The organism is Blautia glucerasea (assembly GCF_013304385.1).
GTDB lineage: Bacteria > Bacillota > Clostridia > Lachnospirales > Lachnospiraceae > Blautia_A > Blautia_A ammoniilytica.
Genome location: NZ_JAAITU010000007.1, coordinates 30,276 through 43,245, shown reverse-complemented (window position 1 = coordinate 43,245; position 12,970 = coordinate 30,276). Strand labels below are relative to the sequence as shown.

The following is a 12,970-nucleotide window of genomic DNA, read 5'->3' as shown; positions in this document are numbered from 1 at the left end:
AACCTTTTTCCATAGAACTTTTCAGTTGTTTTTCATGAAATTTATCATGACTTTTCGTGAAACGTTCCTTTTGTTTCTCATAAAACTTTTCAGTTGTTTTTATAAAACTATTCAGCTGCTTCCCCAGTTTAATTGTTACCAGATACAGCTTTATCTTCCAGCGGCTTTTGCACGCTCCTCTTTCTGCTGCTCAATAGGATCGTCGTCCAAAAGGGAAAAAGCAATGTTGGTAGCATGGTCAGATACTCTCTCCAAACCGGATATAATATCAGAGAACATCATACCTGCGCTGGCTGTACATTCGCCTCTGGTAAGACGCTGGATGTGTGACTCCTGCAGTTCCCTTTCTGTTTCATCTACCTGATCTTCCAAATCCAGGATCTCCTGCATATGTTCCTGATTATTGCTTGAGAACATATCCAGCGCATATGTGGTAATCTTGATCACCATGTCCAGCATGCTGGACAACTCACGCTTGGCAGATTCGCTGAAGCCGATATTCTGCTTCAACCGGGCTTCTGCTGCGTCTGCAATATTCTCCGCATGATCCCCGATACGCTCAATATCATTCACCACATGGAACAAACCGCCAATGCTCTTTGCGTCATCTGCCGGAAGAGTAGTACCATTTACCTTTACAAGATAACTGGTGATCTCATGATTCAGATAATCGATCTGCCTCTCCACCTGATATACCTGTTCGATCTCCTGCTCATCCAGCGTAACCAGTGCATTCATGGCACGCTCCAGATTGGAAATGGCCATATGTCCCATTCTCTCCATCTCCCGGATCGCATCGAATACAGCAGTTGTAGGAGAATAAACTGATTTTTCGCCAATATACTGAAGATGGAAGCCTTCTTCTTCCGTCTCTTCCTTTCCTCTTACAACCCAGCCGGTCATCTTTACGATCTGCTTGATAAACGGTGCAAGGATCAATACCTCCACGATCTTGATCAATGTGTGGGCATTTGCCACCTCACGGCCCGGATTGCTTCCGGAAACAAATTCAATAAAGTGTGTGATCGGTTCCAATGCCACAGTCAGGGCCACATACATGATGATCGTACCCAAAATATTAAACAACAAATGGATCATTGCCGCTCTCTTTGCATCACGCTTGCCATTCAGACCGGCAAGAAGTGCAGATACACAGGCTCCAATATTACATCCAAGGATAATGAAGAAACAGATCCTCATATCCAGCAGCCCCTGATTTGCAAGGAGGAGCACAATACCAACCGTAGCTGAAGAGCTCTGAAGGACTGCTGTAACCACAAGACCTACGATCAATGCTGCAAAATGACCGTTAAGAGATCCCATGATCTCAACTACCTGAGGGGATTCCCTCAAAACTGCCATGGAACTGGACATTGTATTCAGTCCCATAAACAGGATACCAAAGCCAAGAAGTACCTCGCCCACTCTCTGGACTTTCACCTTCTTGGAAATCATTACCAGTATGATACCAGCCATAACAATGGCAGGTGCCAGTGCGGAAAGGTTAAATGAAATCAGCTGTGACGTGATTGTAGTACCAATATTAGCTCCCATGATCACGCCTGCGGCCTGGTACAGATCCATCAGCCCTGAGTTTACAAAGCTGACCACCATAACTGTACAGGCACTGGATGACTGGATCACTGCTGTAAAAAGAGTACCTACAAGGATCCCACGTAATGGGGTCTTTGTAAAGAACTCAAGAATCGCTCTCATCCTGGCTCCAGCCGCCTGTTCCAAGCTGTCGCTCATCAACCTCATACCATATAAGAAGAGCCCAAGCCCTCCCATAAGTCCAAGAATAATCTCTGCCATTGCTCAATTATCTCCCTTGTATTTTACACTTTTTTTACTGTTTCTTTACAGTAGCTACATCATTAACTATATATGATATTTTGGTTTTTGTCCATGAAATCTTTTCCCTGTTGTGCATCTTTTAAAAGCTGGGTCTTCAAAGCCTCAAGGGATGGGAATTTATGTTCCGGCCTCAGATAATGCAGAAATTCTACCTTACAGGGCTTTCCATATAGATCCTGGCTGCAGTCAAACAGGTAGGTCTCAACGCCGATAAAGGATTCTCCTCCCACTGTAGGCTTACACCCAATATTGGTGATTCCCCCATATACCTGGTTATCAAAATGAGAAACGGTTACATAAACACCGTTTGGAGGCATCAGCTTATCCGGATCAGGAATCATATTTGTTGTTGGAAGAAGCATTCTGTGTCCAAGGCCTCGCCCATGCAAAATCTCTCCGGCAAGAAAATAGGGTCTGCCCAGCAGATCCTCTACTTTTTCCATTTTTCCCTTTTTCAGTTCTTCCCGTATAAACGTACTGCTTACCTTTCGTCTGCCATCCATCTCTTTTGAGATGACTTCAGCATGGAAACCGTATTTTGCACCAAAACTTTTCAAAAGCTGGGGAGTACCTTTCCTGCCGTATCCAAACCGATAATCTTCTCCTACTGCTACAAAACCGGCATGCAAATCTCCAAGCAAAATCTCTTTTATAAAATTCTCAGCCTTCTGATGCTTAAAGCTGTCAGTCAAAGGACACTCCACCAAAACATCTATACCTGCTTTTTCAAGGAAATCAGCCCTTTCCTTACGGGAAAGAATCATCTTTTCATTTACATCAATGGCAAAAAGCACTGCCTTAGAGCCTGTCATATTCTTGTATTCCAGTACCTTTTCCACCAGACGCATATGGCCTCTGTGGATCCCGTCGAACTTTCCCAGGGTCACACCGCAAGGTGCAAGCCTTGGAAATTCCCCGTTTATCTTCAGATATTCCATCATCTGCTCCTTAATTCAATTCATGTCCAATACTTGTAAAAATATCACTCATTCAAATAAACATTTTTACAGGGAAATACCTTTGTTTCCCTTGATCCCACTGATAGATCCCCACAAAATTCCCTGTGCTGCCATACATACGGACCCAGCCTTCTTTAACATTTTCATTTACCAGTTCCTGGATCAGGGGATTTCCATTTTGAAGAAGCCTGTCACCAGCCTGGGTACACATCAGTCTGGGATACTCACCAAGGACCTGTTCCACAGGAATCACAAGATGGGATATCTTTCCCTGATCTCTTATCTCTTCCACCTGTGCCAGCGTATAGGCTTCTTCCAGCGTATATCGTCCCACCTTTGTCCTTACAAGGCTTTCCATACAGCCTCCGCAGCCTAATGCCTCTCCAATATCATTGCACAGGGTACGTATATATGTCCCCTTGCTACAGGTGACTGTAAGCTTTATAAGCGGCAGGGCAATCTTCTGGATCTCTATACCGTAGAAAAATACAGGCCTGGCCTTACGCTCTACCGTCTTACCTTCTCTTGCCAGTTCATACAGCTTTTTACCATTTACCTTCAGTGCAGAATACATAGGTGGAACCTGCATCTGCTCTCCAAGGAAGCCATTTACTGTATCTTGGATCTGCTCTTCGGTTACATGTACCAGATGCTCTTCAAGAACCGTACCGGTCATGTCCTGGGTATCTGTTACCACTCCCAGGCGAAGTACCGCTTCATAAGTCTTTTCTTTGTCTGTAAGCATATCCACCAGACGGGTACCCTTGCCAAGAGCAACTGGAAGCACACCTTCTGCCTCCGGATCCAGGGTACCTGTATGGCCGATTTTTTTCATGGATAGAATCCCACGAAGCTTAGCTACCACATCATGGGAGGTATATCCTTTTTCTTTTCTGATTACAATGATTCCGTCCATTATTTGTCCTGTCCCAACAGCTGTTTTTCAATCTGTTCGGATATGTTATTGATCACATCATATACAGAACCTGCCATATCACAGCCTGCTGCTCGCATATGTCCGCCTCCTCCGAAATAAACGGCAATCGCACTTACATCCACCTTGCCATTAGATCGGAGAGAAACCTTAAACACCTGGCTTTCTACTTCATACAGGAACATGGCTACCTCTACGCCCTGGGTAAGGCGGAGCTGGCTTACAACCCCATCCAGATCCTTGCCTTCCACACCGTAAAAATCCATGTCTCTTTTTTTCATGCAGCCTACAATGCATCTTCCATCCAGCAGCATAATGCTTTCTGCCAAAACACGACCCATTACCTGATTCTGCAGGTAGGTTTTCTGATAAAAAGATTCATCAATGATCTTGCTGAAATTAAATCCTGTTTCCATCAGCGTGGCAGCGATCCGCATCGTTTTTGGTGTGGTGGAAGAATACTGGAACACGCCTGTATCATGAACGATCCCTGTATAAATAGCAGTTGCAATGTCCTTATCCACTTTTTCAGGATCGAGAAGCCCGTAAAGCACTTCGCAGGCTGAACTGACTTCTCCCTCCACATGATTCACATCTGCAAAGCCAAGATTGCTTACATGATGATCCACGCAGGCAGTTTTCTTTGCATGTTCAAAATATTCCCCGGCAACTGCCAGCCTGTCTCTTGAGCTTACATCACAGGTAACAAAAAGGTCATACTGTCTGTCCCCGTCTGCTTCTGTCTTAATATCTTCAATGTGACTGATATAATGAAAAACCGGCTTTGGGCTTTCCAGATAAATGTCCGCTTTGATCTGCGGAAAATATTTTCTGATGTACAGATATAATGCCATACAGGAGCCTACACAGTCTCCATCCGGCCGGACATGACCTCCGATTCCCAATGTCTTAACGCCATTCAGTATCTCTTCAATCCTCTCCATATCTTCCCTCGTCACTCTTCCCTTCCGTCTCCTGATTTCTCTTCCTGGTCAGGCTGTGATGATTTTGCATCCTTCATCATTACGTCATCGATCAGCTTTGACATATTCACGCCATATTCAATGGACTCATCCAGAATAAAACGGATCTCCGGTGTATTCCGCAGATTCAATGTCCTTGCAAGCTCCCGGCGGATATATCCTTCTGCATTCTTCAGACCCTTGATCGTGGACTGCTTTGCTTCCTCGTTACCCAGGACACTGATAAATGCCTTACATGTTTTCAGGTCAGGCGCTACTTCCACTGCCATGACAGATGTCATTGGATGAATACGTGGATCCTTGATCTCTTCACGGATGATCTTGCTTAATTCTTTCTGCACTTCACCGTTTATCCTGGTATTCTTAATGCTGTTTTTCCTCATAATTATCTCCTATCCTGACGCTTGCCCGGATGTTCTATCTTGGCACTTCTACCATGATATACGCTTCAATCTTATCTTCTTCTTTTACGTCATTGAAATCATTAAATACAAGACCACATTCGTAGCCTGCCTTAACTTCTTTCACATCGTCTTTAAATCTCTTCAGGGATGAAAGCTCGCCTTCATAGATCTGCTCCTCACCTCTGGTAATACGTACTTTGCAGTTTCTCTGGAACATACCGTCCAGAACGTAACTTCCTGCGATCGTACCGATACCGGAAGCCTTGAACAGCTGACGAACCTCTGCATGGCCGATCACCTTCTCTTCGTAGATCGGATCCAGCATACCCTTCATAGCTGCTTCCACATCCTCGATTGCCTGATAGATCACTTTGTACAGACGCAGATCTACCCCTTCCTGCTCAGCCAGCTGCTTTGCAGTAGTATCAGGACGTACATTAAATCCAATGATGATCGCATTAGAGGTAGCTGCCAGACTTACGTCAGATTCATTGATAGCACCAACACCACCATGGATCACTCTTACTACAACTTCCTGGTTAGAAAGCTTTACAAGACTCTGTTTTACCGCTTCCACAGATCCCTGTACATCTGCCTTCACGATGATCGGCAGTTCTTTCAGGTCACTTGCCTGGATCTGGTCAAACAGATTGTCAAGAGAAAGCTTGCCTTTCGTTTCTTCCAGCAGACGGTTTTTATTCTCAGATACAAAGGCTGCTGCAAAATTCTTGGCGTCTTTATCATTCTCAAAGGACATCAGCACCTCTCCTGCGTTTGGCACATCACCAAGACCCAGGATCTCCACAGGTGTGGATGGTCCGGCCTCTTTTACCCGGCGTCCCTTGTCATCCATCATTGCACGAACCTTACCACTGCAGGCACCTGCCGCAATAAAGTCTCCCACATGGAGAGTACCCTTCTGTACAAGAATGGTAGCAACAGGTCCTTTACCTTTATCCAGCTGTGCCTCGATCACAAGACCTCTTGCCGCACGGTTAGGATTGGCTTTCAGTTCGGAAACCTCTGCAGTAAGAAGGATCATCTCAAGCAGATCCTCAATACCCTCCCCTGTTTTTGCTGAAACAGGTACAAAGGCTGTGCTTCCGCCCCAGTCCTCAGGGATCAGTTCATATTCGGAAAGCTCTTGTTTTACACGCTCAATATTGGCACTTGGTTTATCGATCTTGTTAATAGCAACAATGATCTCCACTCCTGCTGCCTTCGCATGACTGATCGCCTCTACAGTCTGTGGCATCACACCATCATCTGCTGCAACTACAAGAACTGCAATATCTGTAGCATTGGCACCACGCATACGCATAGCTGTAAATGCCTCATGTCCTGGTGTATCAAGGAATGTGATCTTCTGACCATTGATATCTACCACATAAGCACCAATATGCTGAGTGATACCACCAGCCTCGCCTCTTGTAACATTTGTCTTACGGATCGCATCAAGAAGAGATGTTTTACCATGGTCAACGTGACCCATTACACATACAACCGGAGGTCTGGGAATCATAGTGGACTGATCTTCTTCATCTTCTTTCAGAAGCTCGCCGATCACATCTACCTTTTCCTCCTGTTCTGCAATGATGTCGAATTCCATGGCGATTTCCTGTGCTTTTTCAAAATCGATCTCATGGTTTACAGTTACCATCTGTCCCTGCATGAAAAGCTTTTTCACGATTACAGATGGCTGCATCTTCATAGCTTCTGCCAGTTCACGGATGGTCATTTTCTCCGGCAGGGTAATTTCTTTTACTTCAGGCTGTTTTTTCTCTTCCGGCTGTTTCTGCTGGGGAGCCAGCTTCTGAAGTGCCTTTGGCAGTCTGGATACCATACCCCGGCTACCCTGGTTTGGTCTGTGTCCGCCACTTGTCTTATCAAAATCTTTCTTTTTGTTTTTATTTTCTCTGTCACGCTCACGCTTGCTGTCCTTGGTGCCTTTGGTAAGTTCTGGAGTAAATACTGTATCGGAAGCACCTGTGCTTCTTCTTGCACCCTGACGCTGTCCGCCTCTTCCCTGGCTGAAACGTCCGTCTCCTCTTCCTTCACCTCTGTTATCACGATTATCCGGACGGCCTTCTCCTCTGCCTGCACCCTGTGGTCTGCCCTGGCCAAAACGTCCGCCCTGGCCTGCACCCTGGCGCTGTCCTGGTCTGGAATCTCCTGGTCTTGACGGTCTTCCCTCATTGGAACGTGCCGGGCGTCCGCCTGCTTCTCCGAATCTTGGATTTCGCTGTGTACTATCTCCGTTTCTCTGAGGACGGCCGCCGCCCTGACGGTCAAAGCTTCTTCTTTCCCCATTACGGTTATCATTCCCACGGAATCCTCGTCCGGACTGTCCGTTGCTGTTTCCAGCTGGACGGCCTTCTCCTCTGCCTGCGCCTTGTGGTCTGCTGCCTTCATTTCTCGGTCTGTCAGATCCCTGTCTTGACTCAGCTGGTTTTGCTTCAGCCGGTTTTGCTGCCTGTACCGGTGCTGCAGATGGTTTTGCTGTCTCTGCTGGTTTTACAGTCTCAGCCGGCTTTGCACTTTCTGCCGGTTTAATGCTCTCCACTGGCTTTGCTGCCTGTACTGGTGCTGCAGATGGTTTTGCTGTCTCAACCGGTTTTGCACTTTCTGCCGGCTTTACGTTCTCTGCAGGCTTTGCTGCAGCAGGTTTTGCCGGTGCCACTGCCTGGCTTCTTGGCTGTGCAGGGCGTGCCCCCTGTGGTCTCTGGCGCTTCTCGCCAAGCGGTTTCTTTCTTCCTTTTCCGCCATCACTGGCATTCTGTGCATGATATACGCGGATAATATTTTTTTTCTTTTTCGGCGCTTCTGTTTTTTCAGCATCCGTCTTCGCCGTAACTACCTTTTCTTCTGTCTTAGGAGTCTCCAATTTCGTATCTTTCTCCTTTCCTAGATCCTTTATTTTTTTTCTGATAACAGCTGCCTGGGATTCCTCCACATTGCTCATATGGCTTTTTACGTCAATCCCTTCAGCTCTTAATAATTCCATAATCTCCCGATTTTGCTTTCCCAGCTCTTTGGCAAGCTCATGTACCCTGATTCTGGTCATTTACCTTCCTCCTTCTTACCAAATACCTGTAAAGCAGATGAACTGCTTTATTTCTCTTTTGCAAAACGGAATCTGTAACAGCTGGTGGTTATGCCTCTTCCGGAAACACACCACTATCAGCCAGTTTCTTAATGAGAGCATTTGCAAAATTCTCATCCTGCACTGCTGCACTGGCCCGAAATTCTTTGCCCATGGCTTTTCCCAGCATTTCCTTGTCTTCTTTCAGGATAAACAAAGGCACCTGATAATAAGCACACATATTCCGGAATTTCTTTTTTGTGTTATCGGATGAATCACCGGCAACAAGAACCACATAACCTTTGCCGGACTTTACGGATTTTTCAGTGGAAAATTCGCCGCTTACCGTCTTTCCGGCCTTTGTGGCCAAACCTAACAATGATAATGCTTTATTTTGAATCAATTCCGTCGAACTCCTTTTCCAGGCTGTCATAAACCTCATCCGGTATGGATACCTTCAGGGAGCGCTCCAGTCCATGATTTTTCCTGGCCTTTTCCAGGCATTCCCTGGAAAAACAGAGATACGCACCACGGCCATTCTTCTTCCCTGTTGCATCCAGAAGGATCTCTCCTTCTCCGGTTCTTAAAACCCGGATCATCTCTTTTTTATTTTTCATTTCCCTGCAGCCAGTACACTGCCGCATAGGGATCTTGCCTTTTGTTTTCATGCTTCCTCTGTTTCTTCTGAAGATGGCTCTTTGTCAGCTTCCGGCTGAGGATCCTGGGAATCCTGTACTTCTGCTTCTACAGGCTCCTCATATTCGTCCTCATCGTAATACTCCTCATCTTCATCCTCATCATAGTCATAGAAGTCTCCGGATTCTTTAGCCTGTGTCTCACTCTTGATATCAATTTTGAAACCTGTAAGACGGGCTGCCAGGCGGGCATTCTGTCCTTCCTTGCCAATAGCAAGGGAAAGCTGGTAATCCGGCACTACAACAAGTGCAGTCTTCTCATCCGGATCCGCCATAACAGCGATCACCTTTGCAGGGCTTAATGCATTCTCGATGAGAATAGCCGGATTCTCATCCCAGTTGATAATATCGATTTTCTCTCCGCGAAGCTCATTTACGATGGCTCCTACACGTGAACCGTTCACACCCACACAAGCTCCTACAGGATCTACATCCGGATCATTGCTCCATACAGCGATCTTTGTACGGGATCCAGCCTCTCTGGCAATGCTCTTGATCTCTACAGTACCGTCTTTTACTTCTGCAACTTCAGACTCAAAAAGACGTTTCACCAGGCCCGGATGGGTCCTGGACACAAGAATACGGGGGCCTTTCGGGGTATCCTTTACTTCCAGGATATAAACCTTGATATGCTCTGTAGGCTGGAATGTCTCCCCCTTCACCTGCTCATTCTCGCTAAGGACTGCATCAGCCTTTCCAAGGTTAATGCTTACATTTCTGCCCATCACCCGCTGTACAATACCTGTTACAACTTCTTTCTCAATGCCGTAATACTGATCATACAGCACTTTACGTTCTTCCTCACGGATCTTCTGAAGGATCACATTCTTAGCATTCTGTGTAGCGATCCTGCCAAACTTATCTGAATGGATCTGAACCTTTACCACATCGCCGATCTCTGCATTTGCATTGATCTTTCTTGCATCCTCCAGGGATACTTCCTCCACCGGATCCTCTACATATTCAACAACGGTCCGGTCTGCATATACGCTGAAGTCGCAGGTATCCCTGTCAATGCTTACATGCACGTTGTCAGCCTTTCCAAAATGGTTCTTGCAAGCCTGGATCAGAGACTGCTCAATTGCTTCCAAAAGAGTTTCTTTGCTGATATTTTTTTCTTTTTCCAGCGTATCCAGTGCCTCCATTAACTCTCTGTTCATTTTTCTCTTTTCCTCCTAATAAGTCCTTAAAACTGAATTGCCAGCCGGATCAGTGCGATCTCTTTCCTATCGAATACTCGGTTCTGTCCATCTTCGTCAATTGTCACACTGTTACCATCATATGCGGTCAGAACACCGCAAAATTCTTTTTGTTTTTCGATTGGCCGGTAGGTCCGGATTTCTACCAGCTTTCCAAGGCTCCTGGCAAAGTCCTTTTCCTTTTTCAGTGGACGGTCAAGCCCAGGAGAACTGATCTCCATAATATAGCTGTCTTCGATAAAATCCTGTTCATCCAGCTTATCACTGAAAATACGGCTTACAGCTTCACAGTCATTCACTGTAATCCCGCCGGGTTTGTCAATATAGCCTCGCAAATACCAGCATCCTGCTTCCTTTACATATTCTACGTCTACCAGTTCAAAGCCCTGTTCTTCTACAATAGGAGTCAAAAGTGCTTCTGCCCTCTGCTGATATTCTTCTCGTCTGCTCATGCTTCCCACCTGCCTTTCCAACATGTCCCTTTATCAGCAAAAAGAGTGGGCGTCTGCCCACTCCTATGCCAACAAGTTCTTAGTTTCTTTTGCCATTGTAGCACCAATCCTAGGGAATTGCAAGGGCTTTTTCCTTAATAAATGTGTTACAGCCTTGGTTTTACCCCTTTTGTATCCCTTTTTGCCAGCTTCACCTTATTCAGGGAATACTCCTTCTCTTTGTAAGTAATGATATATTCCCTGTGGCCTTCCAACAAATAAGCGTGCTCCACAGCATCACCCTCTGTTAGCTTCATGCCTCTTACACCAACTGCTGTTTTCTTCATGGATGAGACTTCCTGTTTCAGGAACCTTAGGAAATATCCCTCCCTGGTCTGAAATACCACCTGCTCCATCTCATCTGCAAGACCAACAAAGATCAGGTAATCCTCCGGGTTTAATTTGGTGGAAGCTATCGTTCTTTTTGCCACATCAAATTCTTCGCCTTTTACCAGCTTACACATGGAAGCTGCTGTCACAAACATAAGGGAGCCATTTCGAATCTGCTCCATAGGTGCCACATATATGATCTGTTCCTTTGCACTTTCATAATTGCTCAAATTATCTGCAGGTGTGCCCTTATCCCGGAATCGTCCCAGGGGAATGTCTGCCACCTTAATGGAATGCATCCGTCCACCGTCTGTAAACAGACAGATCTTATCTGTATTCATACAGGTAAAGATATACTTATTCTCGCTGTTGGCTGCTTCTTTATTTCTTTCGTAAACATTCATATCCACCAGCTTCATATAGCCGAAGCGATCCATCAGGAAGCATACCTGCATCTCTTCCATTTTTTTCTCTTCATATACAGCTTCCTGGGCATTTTCAATGGTTGTCCGCCTTTTTACAGTATATTCCTTCTTGATCCGATCCAGATCATCCATGATCACATGTGCCATAGAATCATAATTATTCAGAATATCTTCGTATCTGGCAATATTGTCCATGGTCTGCTTGTACTCAGCTTCCAGGGCTTCGATCTCCAGACCAATGAGACGATACAGACGCATTTCCAGAATAGCCGTTGCCTGCTTTTCAGAAAAATGCAGCTTCCCGGCTGCCGTTTCACTTGCCTTTGACTTAAAACGGATTCCCTTTGTAACACCTTCCACCAGACATTTTTTCACCTGCTCCCGGTTCTTGCTTCCACGCAGGATTTCAATGATCAGGTCGATCACATCGCAGGCCTTGATCAGCCCTTCCTGAATCTCTTTTTTGTCCATCTCTTTTGCAAGAAGGGTGGTGTATTTCCTTGTAGTGATCTCAAAAAGAAAATCCACATGATACTCGATCACCTGCTTAAGGCTTAAGGTTTCCGGTCTGCCCTCTGCCACTGCCAGCATATTAACGCCAAAGGTATCCTCCAGCCTGGTTTTCTTATACAGCATATTGGTCAGATTCTCCACATCCGTATCCTTTTTCAGTTCCAGTACGATACGGATCCCTTCTTTGGAAGACTGATTGGAAATGTCAAGAATGTCTGTAGTCTTTTTTGTTTCTACCAGGGCAGCTACGTCATTCAGGAATTTACCGATATTTGCTCCCAGCATGGTATACGGGATTTCTGTGATCACCAGCAGCTGTCTGCCGTTTTTTTGCTTTTCAATCTGCACTCGTCCACGGATACGGATCTTCCCGGTTCCTGTTTCATAAATATTCAGAAGCTCATCTTTATTGACAATGATACCTCCGGTAGGAAAATCCGGGCCTTTCATATAACGCATCAGCCCCTTAACACTGATCTCATTATTTTTCATATATGCTTTAACCGCATCCACCACTTCTCCCAGATTGTGGGGCGGAATACTGGTAGCCATACCTACCGCAATACCGTCTGCACCATTTACAAGAAGATTAGGGATGCGTACAGGCAGTACCTCCGGTTCTTTCTCCGTTTCATCAAAGTTAGGAAGAAAATCCACCACATCTTTATCAAGGTCTGCAAGGAATACTTCCTGGGTAAGCTTTTCCAGCCTGGCTTCCGTATACCTCATAGCTGCAGCTCCATCTCCTTCAATGGAGCCGAAGTTTCCATGTCCATCCACCAGGGTCTTGCCCTTTTTGAAATCCTGAGCCATCACTACCAATGCCTCATAAATGGAACTGTCTCCGTGCGGGTGGTATTTACCCATGGTATCTCCAACAATACGGGCGCATTTTCTGTAAGGACGGTCATACCGGATCCCCAGCTCATACATATCATAAAGGGTACGCCTTTGTACAGGCTTCAAGCCATCCCTTACATCAGGAAGTGCCCTGGAAATGATCACGCTCATGGCATAATCAATATATGATTTCTGCATTACTTCCGAATAATCGGCAGCAATTATATTATCCTGCTTTGTTTCCATCTTCTATATCCT

The 12,970-nt window shown here is 45.7% G+C and carries 11 protein-coding genes; all 11 read right to left on the bottom strand.

Going from position 1 to position 12,970, the window contains the following annotated elements:
- Positions 1-150 precede the first annotated feature (150 nt).
- The 11 genes from G5B11_RS04660 to G5B11_RS04610 all read right to left on the bottom strand — a co-directional run bounded on the left by G5B11_RS04660 (position 151) and on the right by G5B11_RS04610 (position 12,958).
- The gene (locus G5B11_RS04660) at positions 151-1,815 is read right to left on the bottom strand and encodes a Na/Pi cotransporter family protein (protein ID WP_173727051.1); all 1,665 of its coding nucleotides are present in this window, start codon (positions 1,813-1,815) and stop codon (positions 151-153) included.
- A 62-nt stretch (positions 1,816-1,877) separates the two neighbouring features.
- Positions 1,878-2,798, bottom strand: coding sequence for a bifunctional riboflavin kinase/FAD synthetase (locus tag G5B11_RS04655; protein ID WP_330603071.1), 921 nt, complete (start codon positions 2,796-2,798; stop codon positions 1,878-1,880).
- A gap of 49 nt (positions 2,799-2,847) precedes the next feature.
- Positions 2,848-3,735 carry a tRNA pseudouridine(55) synthase TruB gene (gene truB, locus G5B11_RS04650; RefSeq protein ID WP_334297998.1) on the bottom strand — a complete coding sequence of 296 codons (888 nt, stop codon included), beginning with the start codon at positions 3,733-3,735 and terminating at the stop codon, positions 2,848-2,850.
- Positions 3,732-4,694 (bottom strand): DHH family phosphoesterase, encoded by a 963-nt coding sequence (locus G5B11_RS04645; RefSeq protein ID WP_158422045.1) that lies wholly within the window; start codon positions 4,692-4,694, stop codon positions 3,732-3,734. The genes truB and G5B11_RS04645 overlap by 4 nt, the downstream gene beginning before the upstream one ends.
- Before the next feature lie 11 nt (positions 4,695-4,705).
- Complete coding sequence (gene rbfA, locus G5B11_RS04640) at positions 4,706-5,116, bottom strand: 30S ribosome-binding factor RbfA (RefSeq protein ID WP_173727049.1); 411 nt, start codon at positions 5,114-5,116, stop codon at positions 4,706-4,708.
- 34 nt (positions 5,117-5,150) lie between these two features.
- Positions 5,151-8,201 carry a translation initiation factor IF-2 gene (infB, locus tag G5B11_RS04635; RefSeq protein ID WP_173727048.1) on the bottom strand — a complete coding sequence of 1,017 codons (3,051 nt, stop codon included), beginning with the start codon at positions 8,199-8,201 and terminating at the stop codon, positions 5,151-5,153.
- Between the two features lie 88 nt (positions 8,202-8,289).
- Complete coding sequence (locus tag G5B11_RS04630; protein WP_158422048.1) at positions 8,290-8,622, bottom strand: L7Ae/L30e/S12e/Gadd45 family ribosomal protein; 333 nt, start codon at positions 8,620-8,622, stop codon at positions 8,290-8,292.
- Entirely contained in the window at positions 8,609-8,887 is a 279-nt protein-coding gene (rnpM, locus tag G5B11_RS04625; protein WP_158422049.1) for an RNase P modulator RnpM, read from the bottom strand. The genes G5B11_RS04630 and rnpM overlap by 14 nt, the downstream gene beginning before the upstream one ends.
- The gene (gene nusA / locus G5B11_RS04620; protein ID WP_173727047.1) at positions 8,884-10,074 is read right to left on the bottom strand and encodes a transcription termination factor NusA; all 1,191 of its coding nucleotides are present in this window, start codon (positions 10,072-10,074) and stop codon (positions 8,884-8,886) included. The genes rnpM and nusA overlap by 4 nt, the downstream gene beginning before the upstream one ends.
- A 26-nt stretch (positions 10,075-10,100) precedes the next feature.
- Entirely contained in the window at positions 10,101-10,565 is a 465-nt protein-coding gene (gene rimP / locus G5B11_RS04615) for a ribosome maturation factor RimP (protein ID WP_173727046.1), read from the bottom strand.
- A 146-nt stretch (positions 10,566-10,711) separates the two neighbouring features.
- Positions 10,712-12,958: a DNA gyrase/topoisomerase IV subunit A gene (locus tag G5B11_RS04610; protein ID WP_173727045.1), complete on the bottom strand. Its 2,247-nt coding sequence runs from the start codon at positions 12,956-12,958 to the stop codon at positions 10,712-10,714.
- Between the last annotated feature and the right edge of the window lie 12 nt (positions 12,959-12,970).

Bases quoted from the DNA above. Each gene is read 5' to 3' on its own strand.
- nusA (WP_173727047.1), bottom strand. From the start codon at position 10,074: ATGAACAGAGAGTTAATGGAGGCACTGGATACGCTGGAAAAAGAAAAA.
- G5B11_RS04655 (WP_330603071.1), bottom strand. From the start codon at position 2,798: ATGATGGAATATCTGAAGATAAACGGGGAATTTCCAAGGCTTGCACCT.
- rnpM (WP_158422049.1), bottom strand. From the start codon at position 8,887: ATGAAAACAAAAGGCAAGATCCCTATGCGGCAGTGTACTGGCTGCAGG.
- G5B11_RS04610 (WP_173727045.1), bottom strand. From the start codon at position 12,958: ATGGAAACAAAGCAGGATAATATAATTGCTGCCGATTATTCGGAAGTA.
- G5B11_RS04645 (WP_158422045.1), bottom strand. From the start codon at position 4,694: ATGGAGAGGATTGAAGAGATACTGAATGGCGTTAAGACATTGGGAATC.
- rimP (WP_173727046.1), bottom strand. From the start codon at position 10,565: ATGAGCAGACGAGAAGAATATCAGCAGAGGGCAGAAGCACTTTTGACT.
- rbfA (WP_173727049.1), bottom strand. From the start codon at position 5,116: ATGAGGAAAAACAGCATTAAGAATACCAGGATAAACGGTGAAGTGCAG.
- G5B11_RS04660 (WP_173727051.1), bottom strand. From the start codon at position 1,815: ATGGCAGAGATTATTCTTGGACTTATGGGAGGGCTTGGGCTCTTCTTA.
- infB (WP_173727048.1), bottom strand. From the start codon at position 8,201: ATGACCAGAATCAGGGTACATGAGCTTGCCAAAGAGCTGGGAAAGCAA.